Raw genomic sequence first — 18985 nt, 5'->3', positions numbered from 1 at the left:
CAACAAGAATGTTGCGAAAACGGCACACGGTAGTACTGTCAGGGACGATATCTTCCATGCCAAGACCTGCAAAGCGACTAAAAGACAGGCGGTCGTTAACCTGTTCTTCAACTTCTCCGTCACTCAGACCATACCAGGTGCGGAGTAATTCAATCTTGAATAAAACAAGGCTGTCATAGCCGGGCCGGCCGGTAGACTTATAGCCTTTTGTATAAGCCACTTCTATTATAGCACGAATAGGTGCCCAATCAATGACTGTGTTTATTTGTGAAAAGAATGTCTGCTTGACCTTTCTTTGCCCAAGGAATAGGTCAGCAAAACTTGGAGAGGATAACTTTTGTTTCATACCATAAAGGTACAAAAAATATTTAAGAAAGACAAATTATAGGAGGAGTTTTGCAGAGGTCTCACATCGGGCACATGAACTACATCGCCCGGCAGAAGCACCCACTGTTTGTTGAGAGGAAAGCTCTTTGCGTATCGAAACGAATCGAGATAATAGACCTTTTGTCCTGTTATTTTCTGATGTTGCAATTCAACGCATTCTTTCAAGAACTTCTCGGCATCAAAGGGTGTGTCGTCGGTCAGGCGATTATAATAATTCACCCGTTGCGATATGTAATCCTTATCCTTGCGTCCTTTTAGTTTCCGAAGTTCGTGTTGAAGTCGCCATGCAAGCAATCTGTGTGGCAAGTTCACGTCGACAAATGCTCCGGCGTAATAGGCCAGTTTTGAATTCTTGCCGCTATTCAGAAGATAATAAAGCCCTCGAGGCAGAAAATTATGCATAAAAAGAACTCAATTTATTGTTGTCACTTAAATCTAGCAGATGCAAAATTACTCCCTTCTAACTAACTTCGCAGGCGTTAAAAACAGAAACTATGATACTTGAGATTTCTTTCATCGTCGGCGGAATAATACTCGTTCTTTGGGGAGCCGACCGGCTGACAGAGGGCGCAGTGGCTGTGGCCGAACGAATGAACGTGCCACAAATCGTAATCGGATTAACCGTTGTGGCTCTCGGAACAAGCATGCCCGAATTTTGTGTGAGTCTTATTTCGGCACTCAAAGGGACGCCCGATTTGGCGGTTGGAAATATTGTTGGTTCAAACATTTTCAATTCGCTGCTCATTGTGGGGGCGGCGGCGATGGTGATGCCGATGACTATTTTGAAATCTACCGTGAGGAAGGATATTCCTTTTGCTCTTGTGGCCTCGACGGTTCTTTTGATGATGTGCCTCGACGGAAACATCGGCAGGTTGGATGCTGCCATACTTTTTGCGCTCTTTATTGCGTTCATGTATTTCACGCTTAAACAGGCTCGAAGCCCTGAAACTGCCGAGGAGCCGCAACCGAAGAAACGAGCGTTGTGGTTATCGGTTGTGTGGATTGTTGTCGGACTGGCATGTCTCATCGGCGGCAGCAATCTTTTTGTCGACGGTGCAACCGCCGTTGCCACTCAGCTCGGGGTGTCGGAAGCTGTTATCGGTTTAACCATCGTTGCCGGCGGAACCTCGCTTCCCGAACTGGCTACGAGTGTTGTGTCGGCCCGCAAGGGAAACAGCGGAATCGCCATCGGCAATGTTCTTGGTTCGAACGTGTTCAACATCCTCGGAATCCTCGGTGCTACGGGGCTCATCTGTCCGATGGAGCTGCATGGCATTACGATGGCCGACCTTTCCGTTATGGTTGTTTCGATGATAGCCGTATGGTTCTTTTCGTTCACTAAATACACTTTTCAGCGTTGGGAGGGCGCCGTGCTCGTTGTTGGATTTGCCGTTTATATGTGGCATCTGCTAACGTAGGCGGTTTGTATTTTATATTCTGTAGAGTCCAACGTCGCGTTCTTCGCGCTCATAGTTTCTGAAGTCCCGGCTCGAGCGGCCGGTGACGCGTTTGCAGGCAATACACATGTTGTTGTGCGAACCTACGCCGCTACGGTCGGCCACTTCGGCCGGCGAGAGGTTGGTGTAGCGCAATAAATCGACCACGGTTCGCTCGGTCCACCTTATTTTGAATTCCAGCGCTTTCATACCCGTGAGAACCTTGCACATGCGGCTGAAATCCGTCTCATTCACTCCTTCGGTTTTGCAGAATGAGCTTATGCTGCTGTAGCCTTCGTTAAGATAATTCATGAAATTGTCCATTACTCTCACGCCCGTCGGGCGAGTATTTTTTTCGATGGGGATATAATATGGATATCCGTCCTCATCGTATTTGCGCCGCTCGTTGAACACTGTGAAATAGAGGTCGTCCAAGGAGTATTGCGGTCCTCTATCGGGTTGTTTTGGTGTGTTTGAATTGTTTTTAGCCATAATCGATACGTATTTATAGGTAATGTTATTGTTGCCGGGAGATATTCCCTGTCGACGGTCCAAAATTACAGATAGTATGCCTGGTTGCAAGTGATATTTCCCGGAATTTATCCGAAAAATACACAGTCTTCTGAAACTGCCTGTGTAACCGAGCCTCTGCTGCACAGTCTCCTGAAATTGCTTGTGTGGAATGTCGCCTGCCACACAGTTTCTTGAAGTTGTTTGTGTGACATGCCACATTTCACACAGTCTACAGAAATTGTTTGTGTGACATGCCGCATTCCACACAGTCTTCTGAAACTGACTGTGTAAAATGTCGCCTGCCACACAGTCTCTTGAAATTGCCTGTGTAACCGAGCCTCTGCCACACAGTTTCTTGAAGTTGTTTGTGTGACATGTCGCATTCCACACAATCTATTGAAATTGCCTGTGTGACATGTCGCATTCCACACAGTTTCCTGAAGTTGTTTGTGTAACAGAATCTCTGCCGAATGGTTTTTTCAAGTGGTCTCACCCGTTTAACTCGAGTTTGGTTTAAAAATCCGCCGGATATCTGGAGGAACTATGAAAAACAGGTGCGAGATTCACTCGGGCGTCCCGCGCGAATATAAAAACACCCCCCGTATCCGCCCGCACGCATCCGTCCGCATGTGTTTTCGGACAGACACGGGGTCTGTCCCTACAAGGCGTCCTGTCGTCCGCCTTTCATTATGGTTCAACTATCAATGCCGTGGGCGGTGCAAGGTTCACTCGGGCGTCCCGCCCGCCGCCCCTCATTACGGTTTAACTGTCAATGCCGTTGGCGGTGCGAGGGCGGCAAAGGCGGGAGCATAGGCGCATTGGGCGGTGAGGGAGCCGGTTGTGTAGGTTCCGGCGCGGTCGAGGTAATAAACCTCTTCGATGATGTGGGTTCCGCGCGCGAGTTTGTCGATGAAATACACGGTGCGGTCGGCTTTACGGTCGAGGTAATATCCCACATCCGAACCGTAGCGATAGCCGCTATGCTTCGTGACCGATTCGAGACAGGCGGCGCGTTTGTCGACCACCTGAACAAAATCGAGGTTGCGCGTGCTGGTTACGGTTATCCTTACTTTCACTCGGCTTCCAACGTGTAGCGGGCCCGATTGAAGCGGAATTATATCGCGAACTATTTTCAGCTCGCTGCCCGACGGCTTGATATTCTCTCCCTTCTGGACGAGATGCGAATAGAGCGCACCCCAAACAATACCGTCGGAGGTTGACTGTATTTGAAGTTCGTGCTGGCGAGTCATGTTCACCGTTTCTTTCCTGTAGCCCAGAACGGAGGATGTCGTTTCGGCCGATGGAACAATGGCTTGGCCGTCGAATTTGATAATCGGTGGGGCCGACGGATGTTTTCGAACCGTAGCCGAACCGAGGAGCGCGTAGATTGCATCGGCGCTCTGAATGGCTGTGCTCCAATATTGCGTTTGCTTTTCGCGGAATAGCCATTTCAACATTTCGCGGATGGTTGAACTGTCGGCCGGCGTGACGAGCGAGATGGCTTCAATGGCTGCCACTTGCGATGGAATCTGGTAGTCGAACCAAGAGTAATTGGCCCGCCGGGTGTCATAGAATCGGCAACCGTCGGGGGTGGTCACGGTGTGCTGTTTCAGCGAGCTGACGATTTCGCGGGCGGTTCGCGTGTCGCCCGAATGATGGAATAGAACGGCCGCCCGTGCAAGCGATAAAATGTCGAGTTCGGATAGTTGGGAGCGCAGTTCGTTGAGCAGTTTGGCCGTTTGCTTCCTGTCGGTTCGGTTGTCGAGCGACATGAGGTAGAGCTCGTCGAGCGTCGGCTCTTTAGCAAGATATGCGAAAGCGGCGTTGAGCATTGAGCGCGTATCGGGCTGCTCGCCTATGAGTTTGTTGAGGCGCAGAAGCATGAGCATAATCGATTTGGTTACGTTCCGATTTCCCGGCATTCCGCTCATCCACGCCCACGAGCCGTCGGCTTGTTGTAGCTCGGCGAGCTTACGAACGAGGAGCGCTTCTTTGCCGTCGAGAGGTTGGCCCGGTAGGAACACAGTCAGTTCGCGCAATGCATTCGTCTCGGCTTTTGCTTTCGCCAGCCATGGCGATTCGGCGGGCAAAACGTTTTTGAGTTCCTCGTTACGCAGAAGAGCACTTTGCTTGTCGACCGACGAATCGGGCAGCGAGTCAAGGCGACGGATGATGTCGCATAGTTCGGCCGACGTTCCGACGATATGTCTGCCCAGACGGAGCGAATAATATGCAATGGCCTGGCATATCGCGCAGCCGTCAACCGGATGGGCATATTCGTGGAGCGCTCCCAGAACAAGAGCCGTGGGATTGTTGGCGCATTCGATAGTAAACTGCGGAAATCCCTCGATATCGTCGCCTAGCTTAGAAATTAATTCGTCAATCGAGATGCGCTTAGTACCGACGCCGTCGATTTCGAAAGGTATTGTTTGTGTAATCGGTTCTTTGTTGTCAATGACGGGCAAATAGTGCTGCTCGCCATCGTTTGTATCGTCGGCCGACGCCATGATTTCGCATATCAACACGGGTGGGTCGTCGGGGTACGGACGGTAGTCGAAACTTATAGTTCCGGTGCTGTCGGGTCGCAAGGAAAAATATTTTTGGTCATTATGAACAACCCGTTCTCTTGTCGGGTCGACAAGACACAAATAAACTCGGCCTTCAAGATTCTTTTCGGAGGTGTTGAATACTCGGCAGCTTATCGTGGCAGTGTCGCCCTTACGCAGAAAGCGCGGCATGTTGGGCTGAACCATTATCGATTTCTTTGCAACGGCGGTCGAGCTGATTGTACCGCTTAACATGTCGCGAGTGTGAGCCAAACCGATGAATCGCCATGCGGTGACGCTTTCGGGTAGCATGAATTTCAGTACAGCCTCGCCCTTATTGTTCGACTCTAGCCTGGGAACGAAAAAGGCTAAAGGCTTGAGATTAGTGCGGACGGGAAGATTCTCCCTGCGCTTTGCCTCGCTAGCCACCGGTTGAAATTCATTCGGATCTATTCTAACCCCTGAAATATCCATAAACGTTTCTTTAACCTGTGCCCGTGCTCCATACAAACTCGTCAGTCCACGTACATGCACAGCGGTCGAGCTCCCGGTGAACAAGCGTTTTGTAATCGGTTTACTATTTCCATCTTTCATTGTGCCTTGCTCCATTAGCTTTCTCATTGTGCCTAGCTCCATTAGCTTTCTCATTGTGCCTAGCGAAAGATGAGGATAGCTGTACTTTCGCTGACTGGCAGTAGAGGAAAAGTACATGTCGGAGCCGAGAAATTTTTCGGGCGATGCTTGTTCGACGTTTGGAACACATAGCCGTAGTCCGGTTTCGAGCTGCCATTTGTTAGCTTGCAGCTTGTCGAGTGCGGCGTCGTAGAGCGTTGCCATGAGTTGCGCCGTAATCGGGCGCCCGGCTGGATCGGTTATTTTCAGTCGCCACGTTTCCTCGCCGCCCGGAACGAGTTTGTTGCGGAATGTTTCCCATGTAAGGTTGAGCTTTGTTTCGGGGAGAAGTCGGTTTATATTGAATTCATAGTCGTAGAATTCGCCGTCAACAAACCAGGCATAATAAAGACTGATTCCATCGGCGTATTCAGGTTTATACTTCAGTTCGCGGTACAGAATAGTGTCGCTCATTTCGAACGAGCCTTCCTCGAGTATCCGCTCGCTGTTGCAAACGTAATAGACCACGTGCACGTTGCGCCGACTGGTGCCGATTTGCAATGTCACAGGTAGCGAATCGTTCGGGCCGAAGTTGCGCGAGGTTTGATAGAACCAACTGGGCGTATCGATGCATGGGCGCACGATGTTGTTGCTGAAAACTATGAACGAACGTCGCAGCGTGTCGTCTTCGCATACGGCAACGAGTTTCCATAGTCCGTCAGGAATCTCGGAGGGCACGACAAACGGTATGTCGACGTTGCATGGAACTTTATGACGCAAATGCTCATAGCCCTCGAACCAATATTCCACCTCTCCATTGATGAGTTTCGCAGAAGCATTGGTGAGGATGAAGCGCATATCGGTGAGTTCACTGCGTTCTTTCAATTCGTCCCATATCGTTGCATCGAGGCATACTCGCTTGTTGGTTACGCCCAACTGTGTATAGAATTCTTCTTGTTCACCGGTATTATCGGTCACGGTACATCTCAGATAAAAATAGTTGTAGTACTTGTGTCCCGGTGTTTTCGGCAAGAATATCTTAATTGCAAACTTGCCCTCCGAATCGGTTAGCAGACTGTCGCCGGGCATGCCGTCTAACGTGTAGGTTACTACCGCATTTCTCACCGGTTCGTCCATTAGCGTTCTGGCCCATCCGCTAACAACCACGCTATCGCCTAGTACATATCGTATGGTTGGCTTCTGCACATATACACTGAAAGTTGAGCGTTTGTAGTTCTCGACCGAGAATGATTCCAGATTGCCGTCTACCAAGATGTGATAGATTCCACTCAGCATGTTTTTCGGTAGCACGAATTCCGCACTTGCCGTTCCGTAGCTGTCGGTTTTTAAAACCGCTGAATCAACTTGTTGCCAAGTCGGACCTAATATTTTCACCTGCAGTTCGCACCCGGTATCGGCAAGCATCTTTAGTCCTTCGTTTCGATGCCGAACAATAACCGCATGTACGGTTTCTCCGGGTTGATAGACTTTCCGGTCGAGAAACACATTCGTTACCTGTTTAAGACCTGACCTTGTCTTATCGAACTCGCGCACCTTGGTTAGATCTATGGGAATAATGATGCCTTCAGCCGAACGAAGTTGCAGAACGTCTAGTGTCGTGTCGTTGATTCCTATACGAACCTCGGCGTTGCGGTCGAGTTCCATATCCCGATGCCCAAAGAACGACAAACCAGCCTGATGTTCGGGCCGACTCGTTATGGCATCGACTATCGCAATTCGCAAGCTGTCGCCCGGCAGTGGCATAACAATCGGTCTTGAATTACTTACAAAAAACATCGCCCGTGCAACTTCGGTCTCGGGCTTTGTCGATAGTTCCATTAAATAGCATCCGGCAGGAAGAGTGGGTAGGTCGACGAGACTATAGTATTTCTTCGATTTATTTTGATTCGGCAGTTCAATTGTCTTCGTGAGCTTTCTTGAAGTACATTTGCTTAGTTCCTTGAGGTCGTCGTCGTCATTAGTGTCGAACTCGTCCCAAACAATATTCTTATCGTTAACTTTCCTTATCAGCATCTTCAACCGCGACACGTTTCTATGCCTCACTAGGAATTTATTCTTCTTCGAAACAGGAAACACTCCCCATTGTTCTAGCCAGAGATTCGAGCGAGTCTTTTCATCTACCATCTTCTTTAAGATTCCTATTCGCGGATACTTCTTCCACTTCGCAATTGCCTTTTCGCAACGCTCCAGAAGCAAGGAATCGGCAAGAAGTTCGGTACTGCTTGCCAGTTGTAAAGCGAGTATTTCGGTTTCGGCGCTAAGTTCGATGTCGGAATATGCGCGACCGAGCGAATCGAGCTTAGCGATGAATCTCCAAACGTCGGCTTCCTGACTTTTCTCTGGCAGTTGTTGTCTAATCTTCTCGAATGCAATGAGGAACATCGCCTCACGATTTCCGGCCTGTGTATATCTTTCGGCCAGCAAATCATAGTTTCCCAAGATTAGTCCCACGATGCTCAACAGGTCGTAGTTGAAGTATTTTCCAGAGAACTCCTCATTTGTTATTGCGCGATAAGTTTTGGGCTTTACGCGTATCCGTTGTAACAATTCGGGTCTTTCGAGCGCCATGCGGGTGTAGGGCGTCGTGTCGTTAACCGAAAAGGTGGCCAAAATAGTGGAATATATCGCCTGTATAACCGCATCTTTCCCTCTTGCTTCGCGCTCTTCTTTCTTGAGCGAATCTATGGCCAAGATGGTGCTGTCTTGTGAAAGTTTCAGTATAATTTGCCTTCGTCGCAGTTCGGCCCGAAGCAAATCGCCATATTCCTTTCTCTTTCTGGCCATATATATAATGGTATCGATGGTGCGGAGTGCATCTTTTGGTTGGAGTACCTCTTGATTCTTTGCCTTACGCCACATTTTCGGCAATGTTTGCGCCGTTGTCTCCGCTTGGGTCAGGAACAATATCAGTATTGCGAGTAATATCTTCTTCATCATTATCTGTTGTTTGATGGGATGCTGCAAAGTTAGACTCTTACGCGCGTGTTTAGTGTAATTTATACTGATTCTGGAGTCGGGGCGATTGTGATTTGTGTTGAAAAAGGTCGGTTTCTGTCTTTGCAGCGGTCTAGTGTCTAGCTTTAGAGTAATACGCATTCTCTATTATTTATATATGGATGTAAAAAAGCCTCGCCAGTAAAATAAATACTGACGAGGCTTGGATAAGTTATGGAAAAACTAAATTATTCTTTTCTTAGAGCTTCGGACCGGCGGTTACGAGTGCTTTACCGGCTTCGTTGCCTTCATATTTCTTGAAGTTCTTGATGAAGCGGGCTGCCAAATCTTTTGCTTTTTCTTCCCATTCGGATGCGTTTTTGTAGGTGTTGCGCGGGTCGAGGATGTTAGTGTCTACGCCCTTGAGTTCTGTTGGAACAACGAAGTCGAAGTAGGGAATAGTCTTTGTCGGTGCCTTGTCGATTGAGTGGTCGAGTATGGCGTCGATGATTCCGCGTGTGTCCTTTATGGAGATGCGCTTTCCTGTTCCGTTCCAGCCGGTGTTCACGAGGTAGGCTTTGGCGCCGCTCTTCTCCATGTGCTTAACAAGTTCCTCGGCATATTTTGTTGGATGGAGTTCCAGGAATGCCTGTCCGAAGCATGCTGAGAAGGTTGGGGTTGGCTCTGTGATTCCGCGTTCGGTTCCGGCAAGTTTGGCGGTGAATCCGGAGAGGAAGTAGTACTTCGTTTGCTCGGCGTTTAGGATTGAAACCGGTGGCAGAACTCCGAATGCGTCGGCCGAGAGGAATATCACTTGCTTTGCAGCTGGACCGTGAGATTCGGGGCGCTGTATATTCTTGATATGATATATCGGGTAGGAAACGCGTGTATTTTCGGTTACGCTCTTGTCTACGAAATCAATTTTTCCGTTTTTGTCAACGGTTACGTTCTCGAGTAGTGCATCGCGTGTGATAGCTCCGTAGATATCTGGTTCAGCTTCTTTGTCGAGGTTGATGACCTTAGCGTAGCATCCGCCTTCGAAGTTGAATACGCCCTTGTCGTCCCATCCGTGCTCGTCGTCGCCGATGAGTAGGCGTTTTGGGTCGGTTGAGAGGGTTGTTTTTCCTGTTCCTGACAGACCGAAGAAGATTGCAGTGTTTTCGCCGTTCATGTCGGTATTGGCTGAGCAGTGCATTGAGGCGATGCCTTTGAGGGGTAGGAAGTAGTTCATCATTGAGAACATTCCTTTCTTCATTTCGCCACCGTACCATGTGTTGATGATAACTTGCTCTTTACTGGTTACGTTGAATACTACGGCTGTCTCGGAGTGTAGGCCGAGTTCTTTCCAGTTCTCGACTTTTGCTTTTGATGCGTTGTAGACGATGAAATCGGGCTCTTGCTCGAAATCGGCTTCTGTTTTCGGGCGAATAAACATGTTCGTAACGAAATGTGCCTGCCATGCAACTTCAACTATGAAGCGAACTTTCATTCGGGTGTCTTTGTGTGTTCCGCAGAACCCGTCGACAACGAAAAGGCGCTTGTTGGATAATTCCTTCTGGGCGATTTCCTTTACGGCGTGCCATGCTTCTTTTGAGGCGCGATGGTTGTCGTTGTGATATTCCTCGCTGTCCCACCAAACGGTGTCGTGGGATGTTTCATCATCGACGATGAATTTATCCTTAGGAGAGCGGCCGGTGTATATTCCGGTCATAACGTTGATTGCACCTAATTCTGTTTCCTGACCAATCTCGAAACCTTCGAGGTTTTCTTTTGTTTCTTCGTTAAAAAGAACTTCATACGATGGGTTATACAAAACCTCTGCTGTGCCGGTTGTAATCCCATAGCTAGCTAAAATTGACTTGTCAAACTTTGCCATTTTATAAAATGAATTTAGTTGAAAAATGTTAGCGCTTAGTCTTTTAGAAAGACTGTAAAAAGCAGCGGCAAAGATAAATAAAATCTAAAGCTCGCCAAACGTGACTTGTGGAAAATACGGTAGTGTGGGTTTGCTTTCGGTTAAAGTATTGAAAACGAAAAGGGGCACATTCTTCTTTGTAATTCTCACTTTGCAATGAAATAGGAAATTCTTAATTTTGCGCAAATTTGAACATAAAGGTGCTAAGCAGCAGGCTGCACGAATAAGAATAACTATTCTTCGTTTACAGACACAAATGGAAATAATCAATTTTTCGGAACAACATTCAATCATCAACCAGTACATGGCTGAGATTCGCGACAAGGATTATCAAAAGAATAGATTGCTTTTTCGCAATAATGTGATGCGTATAGGTGAGTTCGAGGCTTTCGAAATCTCAAAAACTTTGAATTATAAAGAGCAGGAAGTCACCACGCCGCTGGGAATTGCACGAGTGAGCGTGCCAACAGATAAAATTGTTTTGGCAACTATCTTCCGTGCCGGACTGCCTTTTCACAATGGATTCCTGAATATTTTCGACCATGCCGGTAATGCTTTCGTGAGTGCCTATAGAGAATATAAGGACGCAGCTCATCATACGGTTGACATTCATGTTGAATATCTTGCAACTCCGGATATTAATGGTAAGACGCTCATCATAGCCGACCCGATGCTGGCCACTGGCGGTTCGATGGAGTTAGGTTATAAAGCCATTCTTACAAAGGGAACTCCTAAACACGTACACATTGCCTGCATAATTGCTTCGCCGGAAGGAATAGCGCACATCAAGAATACATTCCCCGAAGAAACCACAACAATATGGTGTGCAGCCATAGATGAGGGGCTTAACGAGCACAAATATATTGTTCCTGGATTCGGTGACGCGGGCGACCTTTGCTACGGAGAAAAACTCTAGAAAACAGAGCTACACGATTATATCATTAACAGAGAAATCCACCGCCATCGCAGTTTATAAAACTGGATGGCAGTGGATTTTTTCAGCTCTCTATTTCTGTTCGAGGATAGTCTCGGAATGGACTTGTTATTATTATGCGCCGTTTGGAGAGACAATTCGCTTGATGTCGTTGAGACGATTGAGGGCGTCCATGGGTGTGAGATTGTTTATGTCGAGTCCGAGAATTTCGTCGCGTATTTGTTGAAGCACAGGATCGTTGAGCTGATAAAACGACAACTGTACTCCTTCCCGACTTTGCTCCAATTTCTTTGCTGATGGTCGAGTATTTGTGCCAACTTGCGAGTTGTCGGCCTCTAGTTCGCGCAGTACTACTCCTGCGCGTTTTACAATTGAGGGTGGCATACCAGCTATCTCGGCCACATGAATACCGAAAGAGTGTTCGCTGCCGCCTCGTTGTAGTTTGCGAATGAAAATTACTCGTCCGTTTTGCTCCTGCACTGCAACATTGTAGTTGCGGATGCGTTTGAAAATCTTTTCCATTTCGTTGAGCTCGTGATAGTGTGTTGCGAAAAGTGTTCGAGCTCGTGCGCGTGGCTGTTCGTGTAGATGTTCAACGATAGCCCATGCTATGCTTATTCCGTCGTAGGTACTGGTGCCGCGTCCGAGTTCGTCGAAAAGAACCAGCGAGCGGGGTGTGACATTGTTGAGAATATTGGCTGCTTCGGTCATCTCTACCATGAAGGTCGATTCGCCGAGCGAGATATTATCCGATGCGCCGACACGAGTAAAAATCTTATCGACCAATCCTATTCGTGCACTTTCGGCCGGAACGAAACTACCTGCTTGTGCCAGCAGAACGATGAGAGCTGTTTGCCGGAGAAGAGCCGACTTACCGGCCATGTTAGGGCCGGTTATAATCATTATTTGCTGATGTTCCGAGTCGAGTAGCACATCGTTCGGGACATATTGTTCGCCTATCGGGAGCTGAGTTTCAATCACAGGATGCCGTCCTTGCCGGATGTCTATCACGTTTTCCTCGTCGATTACAGGCCTAACATATCTCTGTGCCTCGGCTGTCTTTGCGAACGACAGTAGGCAATCTACATGTGCGATAAGATTAGCGTTTATCTGAATTTGCGGGATGAAGGTCTGCATATCCTGCACTAGTTCGGCAAAGAGTTTAGCTTCGAGCGCCAGAATTTTCTCATCGGCGCCAAGAATCTTTGCTTCATATTCTTTCAGCTCTGGTGTTATGTAGCGTTCGGCCTGTGCGAGAGTTTGCTTTCGAATCCAATCTGCGGGCACTTTATTGCGGAACGTATTCCTCACCTCCAGATAATATCCGAACACGTTGTTGAAGCCCACTTTGAGCGATGTTATACCGGTTTGTTCGATTTCTTTTTGCTGAATTTCGATAAGATATTGTTTCCCGCCGGTTCTGATGGCGCGCAATTCGTCAAGTTCGCTATTGAATCCATCGGCAATCACATCGCCTTTAGCTACGAGCTGTGGTGGGTCGGGATGGATTTCGTTTTCGATTCTTTCGCGTAACGATTCGCAAAGATTAATCTGTTCGCCTATGCGTTTGAGTACTTCATTGTTGGTGGACGAGCAAGCCGACTTCACCGGTTGCAGAGCCATTAGAGCATTTTTGAGTTGAACCACCTCGCGTGGTGAAACCCTCCCGGCAGCCACGCGCGATATGATTCGTTCCAGGTCGCCCACACGATGAAACTGTTCATCGACACATATGCGGAAGTCGGGCTCGCGGAAAAAATAATCCACCACATCCAGACGCTCGTTTATGGTCTTCACATCCTTGAGCGGGAACACCATCCATCGCCTCAACATTCTACCACCCATCGGTGTAACTGTCCGGTCGAGCACGTTCAGAAGCGACGTTCCCTCATCGTGCATAGGTGCAACAAGTTCCAGCGAGCGAATTGTGAATCGGTCGAGCCGCACATATTTCTCCTCTTCAATTCGTGCAAGCGAGGTTATATGACTGATATTCGTGTGCTGTGTGATTTCAAGATATTGCATTATGGCTCCGGCCGCCACGATTCCGTTATGCAGATGGTCGGTACCGAATCCTTTGAGATTCTTTGTTTTGAAATGTTTCAGTAGTTTCTGCCGTGCTGTTTGTTCGGTGAACACCCACTCGTCCAACTCGAAAGTGCATATTCGCGAACCGAAATATTTCAAGAAATCCTGCTTCCTTTCTCGATTATAGAGCACTTCTTTCGGTGCGAAGTTCCCGATGAGTTTTTCAACATAATCAAACGACCCCTCGCCCGTAAGGAATTCACCGGTCGAGATATCCAGAAAGCTCACCCCGCAGGCTCCTTTACCGAAATGAACCGCCGCCAGGAAATTATTTTCCTTATAGTTGAGCACATTGTCGCCCATGGCCACTCCGGGTGTCACGAGTTCGGTTATACCTCGTTTCACCATTTTGTCCATGGCTGTTAGTCCGCGTTTGCCTTTAATTTCCTCGCGTTTTTTTTTCGGGTCTTCCAGCTGGTCGCATATTGCCACCCGCTTGCCCGCTCTCACGAGTTTAGGCAGATAGGTATCGAGCGCATGATGAGGGAAACCGGCCATTTCGTCGCCGCTTGCAGCTCCGTTATTTCTTTTCGTGAGCGTGATTCCCAGGATTTTCGACGTCTCTATGGCATCGTCGCAGTAGGTTTCATAGAAATCGCCGCAGCGGAAGAGCAGCAAAGCATCTGGGTGTTTTGCTTTCATAGAGAAGAACTGTTTCATCATCGGAGTCAGTCCTTTTTCATCTTTAGCCATTGATAGTATATCCTTTCTTATGTGTCAATTATTACGGCGCGAAAATAGCCAAAGTGTCTATAGCAACCAAACATCTCATGTTCTTTGTTCGTTCCGAATAGCTCGTAAAAAACTACATACGGACACCTTGTTTTTATCCCGAAACCTATAAAAACGGTCGACCTGCACGCGTCGTCATGACGGATGCAGGTCTTAATGATTATATAAACGATATTTTATTTGTTTCCTATGGGTATCGGACAGCAAATCACCCCTCGGGGTCTGTCCCTACATGCGGGCGTCCCGCCCGAGTGGGAGTGTCTATCCGACGCTTGCCCGACAAGGAGGGGATAATCTCTCTTAAACCGAACCCTTATACTTGGTCTTCGCCCGGGTCTTCCTCTCGTCCGGGTTTCGGGGTGTCGCCACCGGGCTTCTTGGGGTCTTCGGGCTTTTTGCCCTCGCCAGGTTTCTTACCATCATCCGGTTTTTTACCATCATCGCCGGGCTTTTTCGGGTCGGAGGGTTTCTTGGGATTATCATCCCCGTTATCCTTCCTCTTTTTGGCCGCTGACTTCTGCGCCTGACTTTGAGCGTGAGTGTAACGGAAATCAGCCGAAACATGGTTCAGTGACGTTACCAGGTCGGCAATCAGCTTCCGGTCGGCATCAACAGGCGAAATCAAATAACTGGCCTGAATGCACTGACAAATGGCTTCGAATATTCGCTCGCTGTTCTGACGAGCTACCCGAGAATCGGGCAATTTCAGTGCATCGCCAGCACTACGGCGCGATACAACCATTTGCTCGTATTCCTCGTTAACGATATGAAGATGTTGCATTACATCGTTTAGTCCTAAGACGGCAAGCTCGGACGTGAGACGGGTAGCATCTTTCTCCAAACCGCGAATCAGTCCCGTTTCATTCTCGTTAATCTCCTTTCTTATTCCGAAATAAGGTTTAAGTTCAACTGCCAGTTTTGCGGCCGCTTTTCTAACCACTTCTACATGCGAATAGAGCTGGGCGCGAATTATTCCGAAGAGATTAATGAGGGCCTCGTCGCGCTCGCGGTCTTTTGCGAGCATTTCGTTTGTTGTAACCGACGCCTGGGCCTGTTTGTTAATTTCAACCTCTACTTCTATGGCGTCTTTCCACTCCTTGAGCATGTCGGGCGTTACATTTATTTTCGCGAGGTCGGTCTTCGCGATAAGGTCGTACTGTGTTTGATGAAACTTCGCATGCATAACGTTATGGAAACGTGCTCCGCGGTTGCTTTCCAATTTGATTGGACTTGTTGTTGTTGCCATTTTCTTTGAGTTGTTTTTGATTAATGAAATATGATAGGATAAATTATCTGCAAATCAGTTGTCGCCATGCCTACTGCGATGTCAGAATGAGCATCACACTCGATTCCCCAGCTTTCTACGACGTCAGAATGAGCATCACTCTCGGTTCCCCAGCTTTCTACGGCGTCGGAATGACCATCACTCTCGGTTCTCCCGATTTCTACGACGTCAGAATGAGCATCACTCTCGGTTCTCCCGATTTCTACGGCGTCAGAATGAGCCTCACACTCGGTTCTCCCGATTTCTACAGCGTCAGAATGAGCCTCACACTCGGTTCTCCCGATTTCTACGGCGTCGGAATGAGCCTCACACTCGATTCCCCAGCTTTCTACGGCGTCAGAATGACCATCACACTCGGTAAAGCTCCTATCGATGCCGTAGGAATGAGTTTCACCGTTGGTTGCCCTACTTTCTACAGCGTAGAAGTGGGCACCACTGTAGATACCCTTACTTTCTACGTCGTAGATTATATAAAGACCCTTGGTTTGCATGGTTTCTATACTAGAATATCAAGGATTACTTTGTTCTGCTACCGGATGTACAGCTCGCCCGTATGCTCGTATTTCTCGGTTCTTTGGTTCTAAATAGGACGGACCATATACCATATTGTAAGCGTGATGCAAACTACTCGGAATCGCCGTCCAACAATTACAACTAAGCATCACATTATGCAACCCCCCATTAGTGTTACTACGAAATCCTGTAGGAGGTATATAAATTGTAGCATTAGGATTTGTGATTTTATTATTCAAGACCCAGCCTCCATTCCAACCAATAGTATTTATTGGGCCACGATCTTCTCCTGTAGTAGTAAAAGCTGTAAAAGCGTTAGAAGCTGGTACATTAAAACCTGCTGGAGAGGGATCATAAATGGTTTTGATAACTGGGTTATCATTTAAACTGATAGTTATATTTCTCATCGACCAAAGATTAATATATGAATAACCTAATGGTGGTGTGTTGTACCAAGACGGAGAATAAGTGTAGAAATTTTCTGGATGTTGAATCCCATTCTGTATAGACATATTACCCCCGGCATTCTCATTAAACGAGCCTTCTGATACGGAAGTAACACCTGGGAGTGCATCCTTACGTCCCCATTGATAAAGCGTAGAATTACCATTCTTTACTATTGTAGCTGGATTTTGTGTAATAGTAAATTCAGCTTTTTGAACAGTACCTGAATTTCTTGTAAGTTGCTCTATTTGAACCTTTACTTTACGTGGTTGTTTATAGTTGGTTTCTTTCCAAGAGGTGTATCGCCAACCTATAGTTTCAGAAGCAAAGTAGTATTTGACACCTTGAAAGTTGGTTACTTCTATCTTATCCAATACATTATCAGGAGCAAACCAAAGATGCCATGACCATACAATAGTACTACCTCTCATGGCCGCAACTACAACATTTCCACCTCTTATATTCTCTGCCTTTACTTCAAATTGTAAATAACCGTCACCCAACACATCGTGTTCTATAGCCAGATTGCTCACTAAGTTTGATTCGTCTGCCCAGACCACCTTAGCGTTATCTATTCCATTATTTGCACCACCGTTGGTTTTCTCTATCCAAGGGTCAGTTATGTTTTGCTCCATATGGTCTTTGAAATTCTGTAAGATAAATGTGCCAGTATTAGTGGTCTTATAGGAACTTTCGTTCTTATTCCCATCCTTTATAGCATTGCCATATACCAGAGGGAGTTTGTAGTATCCCGGATGAGATATGACATAACAGTTAGCTGTGTTGCGAGAAGTGGGATTACCTTTTATATCGTGTGTAGAGAGGTCGTAATACTCACCAATACTGCCTTTAGGGTTAATCTTTAATTTAGCATTACGTTCATCCAATAAGTCTACTATGCTTGTTTTTATACTTGCTGTACCCGTTTCGGCTATTGTTCCACCATCGCCATTTTCTTTGCTTAATGCTGTGAGCCATGTAGGCTTTGTATCGCTTTCCGGTCCCCAGGTTAATCCACCGTCTGTGCTTTCTTGATATTTCACAACTCGCCATTTAACGGGTTGAAATGTTGTTCCAACTTTACGATAGCTTATGATGCCATAGGCACCGGTTTGAGAAATGTTGTATCCAACGGCAGAGGGAGATGTGGCTTGAATTATATACTCCCAATTACTGTTTTTCTCGGTCATCATATATGTCTTCGTAGTGCCAGGCTTCCATTTTCCACCTTCGATTTTAGCGGTGATACTAGTGCCGTCGTTGAAGGTGATAACGATTTTTGCGCCGCTGGGAAGGGTTTGAGGAACCATAAGGAATGTGTTACCATCTTTAAGAATCACGTTGTTAAGTGTACCGTTGGTGAGAACGTTGATGTTGTCGAGCTTAAAGTTTGCCGTAGTGCTACCGGTTGTCCAGGTGTGAGTGGCGGGATTGTAGTTGCCTTTGTTATGAATGTTTTGGAACTCTACGCTCTTAATTGTTTTGCCCCACGAAAGATTGGAACCTACGCCGAAACGGATGGCGGTAAGGGCGTGGCGGAACTTTAGAGGCACTACATGGGCGGCTCCGCCGGAGGATGGGGTGTAGGAAATTTCATTAGTAACGGCCGACATAAGGTCGGTTTGGTTGGCAATATCCGTGGAGGCTATGAAGTCGACTGTGGGCAATGCGTTTGCTGATGCCTGGACTAACTTTTGGTTCGGGTTCGAGCCGTCCATATAAGGGTAAATAGCGTAGAATTTAAGACTGGAGGCGTCGGTAGACCAGATCTTGGGGTTTACCATTACGCCGGTATTGCTAACGCGTTCATTGTAGAAATAGTCGGCTTGGTTGCTGCCGTTTTTACTTGCCGAAACGCCGAAGTCGGCATCAATGGTGCTTTTCAGGAATGCGCGGGTTTCAGGCGTGCGTTTAACCGGGTTAACGCCGTCGATGGTTGTTTCCTGAAGGCAGGCATCGGCAGCAATGGACTCGTTAAACGGAATACTGCCGATGGGTTCGGCGGCGGCAAGACTGCGCGATTGAGGATTATCTTCGGGCGCATCCTGAACGTCGGACACTTCGAAGCTCATGCCGCCTTTGTTGCCATGGTTGTTGTCTGTTATGTTTTCATCTGCACACGAGCCTATGAATAGTACGGCCGTGCAAAGCAGGGCGAGAGAAAGTTTGTTCTTAATCATGTTGCTACTTCTTTTTGGGTTATTCAAATTCAATTTCTTCATTCTCATCTTCGTTGTCTTCAATCTCGGGTGTTCCCGGCTTGGGTTTGATTTCGCTCGGAACAAGCAGATGGAATTCGTGTTGCAATGAGATTGTCTCGATGAAAGGCGGGACATACGCGCCTTTTTGGAATTCTTTTTCTTCATACTGATAATGATTTTATTTCGTGATTACACATTTGTAGCAAGGGGTGATAATCGAAAAGAATGATATAATATCCATAAACCAACTTGCGCCAATTCGGCCTATCGGCCGCATGTAGGGACAGACCCCGTGTCTGTCCGCACCCGTCCGATAAGGACGGGATAAATATCCATCGCTCGGACCTTTCGACCAATATATTGCTTCGGTTCGCAGAACCGAAGTGAGGCGGACAGACACGGGGTCTGTCCCTACATGCGGCCT

The 18985-nt window shown here is 47.4% G+C and carries 11 protein-coding genes and 1 pseudogene; 3 read left to right on the top strand and 9 right to left on the bottom strand.

The genetic code is table 11. The features are described 5' to 3' along the window. Both HMPREF9140_RS09420 and HMPREF9140_RS09415 read right to left on the bottom strand, forming a co-directional pair. Window positions 1-346: IS5/IS1182 family transposase (locus HMPREF9140_RS09420; protein WP_006953583.1), on the bottom strand; the 346-nt coding region annotated here is incomplete at its 3' end. Continuing rightward, complete coding sequence (locus tag HMPREF9140_RS09415; RefSeq protein ID WP_006953580.1) at window positions 343-789, bottom strand: hypothetical protein; 447 nt, start codon at window positions 787-789, stop codon at window positions 343-345. The genes HMPREF9140_RS09415 and HMPREF9140_RS09420, both read right to left, overlap by 4 nt. A 92-nt stretch (window positions 790-881) precedes the next feature. On the opposite strand from HMPREF9140_RS09415, the gene HMPREF9140_RS09410 reads away from it, so the two are divergent. Next, entirely contained in the window at window positions 882-1805 is a 924-nt protein-coding gene (locus HMPREF9140_RS09410) for a calcium/sodium antiporter (protein ID WP_006953578.1), read from the top strand. Window positions 1806-1817: 12 nt separating this feature from the next. Here the strand turns inward: HMPREF9140_RS09410 and HMPREF9140_RS09405 are convergent, their stop codons facing one another. From HMPREF9140_RS09405 to pckA, 3 genes are all read right to left on the bottom strand, one after another. After that, entirely contained in the window at window positions 1818-2315 is a 498-nt protein-coding gene (locus HMPREF9140_RS09405; RefSeq protein WP_025073440.1) for a helix-turn-helix domain-containing protein, read from the bottom strand. A 776-nt stretch (window positions 2316-3091) separates the two neighbouring features. Beyond that, window positions 3092-8452 carry an alpha-2-macroglobulin family protein gene (locus tag HMPREF9140_RS09400; RefSeq protein WP_244858988.1) on the bottom strand — a complete coding sequence of 1787 codons (5361 nt, stop codon included), beginning with the start codon at window positions 8450-8452 and terminating at the stop codon, window positions 3092-3094. A gap of 256 nt (window positions 8453-8708) precedes the next feature. Further along, window positions 8709-10325, bottom strand: coding sequence for a phosphoenolpyruvate carboxykinase (ATP) (pckA, locus tag HMPREF9140_RS09395; RefSeq protein ID WP_006953572.1), 1617 nt, complete (start codon window positions 10323-10325; stop codon window positions 8709-8711). A 295-nt stretch (window positions 10326-10620) separates the two neighbouring features. Here pckA and upp point away from each other — a divergent pair, with 295 nt between their 5' ends. Continuing rightward, entirely contained in the window at window positions 10621-11280 is a 660-nt protein-coding gene (gene upp, locus HMPREF9140_RS09390) for a uracil phosphoribosyltransferase (protein ID WP_025073439.1), read from the top strand. 132 nt (window positions 11281-11412) lie between these two features. Here upp and mutS read toward each other — a convergent pair whose 3' ends face one another. Both mutS and HMPREF9140_RS09380 read right to left on the bottom strand, forming a co-directional pair. Then, on the bottom strand, window positions 11413-14079 hold the full coding sequence (gene mutS / locus HMPREF9140_RS09385; protein WP_006953568.1) for a DNA mismatch repair protein MutS: 2667 nt from the start codon (window positions 14077-14079) through the stop codon (window positions 11413-11415). 352 nt (window positions 14080-14431) lie between these two features. Further along, a complete protein-coding gene (locus tag HMPREF9140_RS09380) occupies window positions 14432-15364 on the bottom strand; it encodes a DUF6261 family protein (protein WP_006953566.1) in 933 nt (310 codons plus the stop codon). Window positions 15365-15387: 23 nt separating this feature from the next. Here HMPREF9140_RS09380 and HMPREF9140_RS10545 point away from each other — a divergent pair, with 23 nt between their 5' ends. Beyond that, window positions 15388-15987, top strand: a complete 600-nt coding sequence (locus HMPREF9140_RS10545) for a hypothetical protein (RefSeq protein ID WP_155799221.1) — start codon at window positions 15388-15390, stop codon at window positions 15985-15987. On the opposite strand, the gene HMPREF9140_RS09370 is transcribed toward HMPREF9140_RS10545, so the two are convergent. After that, on the bottom strand, window positions 15913-18540 hold the full coding sequence (locus HMPREF9140_RS09370; protein ID WP_006953562.1) for a fimbrillin family protein: 2628 nt from the start codon (window positions 18538-18540) through the stop codon (window positions 15913-15915). The genes HMPREF9140_RS10545 and HMPREF9140_RS09370 overlap by 75 nt on opposite strands. Before the next feature lie 199 nt (window positions 18541-18739). Then, window positions 18740-18985: pseudogene (locus HMPREF9140_RS10685) on the bottom strand (hypothetical protein); the annotation flags it as partial.

Origin of the sequence: Prevotella micans F0438, from assembly GCF_000243035.1 — a bacterium.
Classification (GTDB): Bacteria; Bacteroidota; Bacteroidia; order Bacteroidales; family Bacteroidaceae; genus Prevotella; species Prevotella micans.
This window is presented reverse-complemented; position numbering and strand designations above follow the sequence as displayed.

Excerpts from the sequence above, each read along its gene's own strand:
- upp (WP_025073439.1), top strand. The coding sequence starts at position 10,621 with ATGGAAATAATCAATTTTTCGGAACAACATTCAATCATCAACCAGTAC.
- HMPREF9140_RS09405 (WP_025073440.1), bottom strand. The coding sequence starts at position 2,315 with ATGGCTAAAAACAATTCAAACACACCAAAACAACCCGATAGAGGACCG.
- HMPREF9140_RS09380 (WP_006953566.1), bottom strand. The coding sequence starts at position 15,364 with ATGGCAACAACAACAAGTCCAATCAAATTGGAAAGCAACCGCGGAGCA.
- HMPREF9140_RS09370 (WP_006953562.1), bottom strand. The coding sequence starts at position 18,540 with ATGATTAAGAACAAACTTTCTCTCGCCCTGCTTTGCACGGCCGTACTA.
- HMPREF9140_RS10545 (WP_155799221.1), top strand. The coding sequence starts at position 15,388 with ATGAAATATGATAGGATAAATTATCTGCAAATCAGTTGTCGCCATGCC.
- HMPREF9140_RS09410 (WP_006953578.1), top strand. The coding sequence starts at position 882 with ATGATACTTGAGATTTCTTTCATCGTCGGCGGAATAATACTCGTTCTT.
- HMPREF9140_RS09415 (WP_006953580.1), bottom strand. The coding sequence starts at position 789 with ATGCATAATTTTCTGCCTCGAGGGCTTTATTATCTTCTGAATAGCGGC.
- pckA (WP_006953572.1), bottom strand. The coding sequence starts at position 10,325 with ATGGCAAAGTTTGACAAGTCAATTTTAGCTAGCTATGGGATTACAACC.
- mutS (WP_006953568.1), bottom strand. The coding sequence starts at position 14,079 with ATGGCTAAAGATGAAAAAGGACTGACTCCGATGATGAAACAGTTCTTC.
- HMPREF9140_RS09400 (WP_244858988.1), bottom strand. The coding sequence starts at position 8,452 with ATGATGAAGAAGATATTACTCGCAATACTGATATTGTTCCTGACCCAA.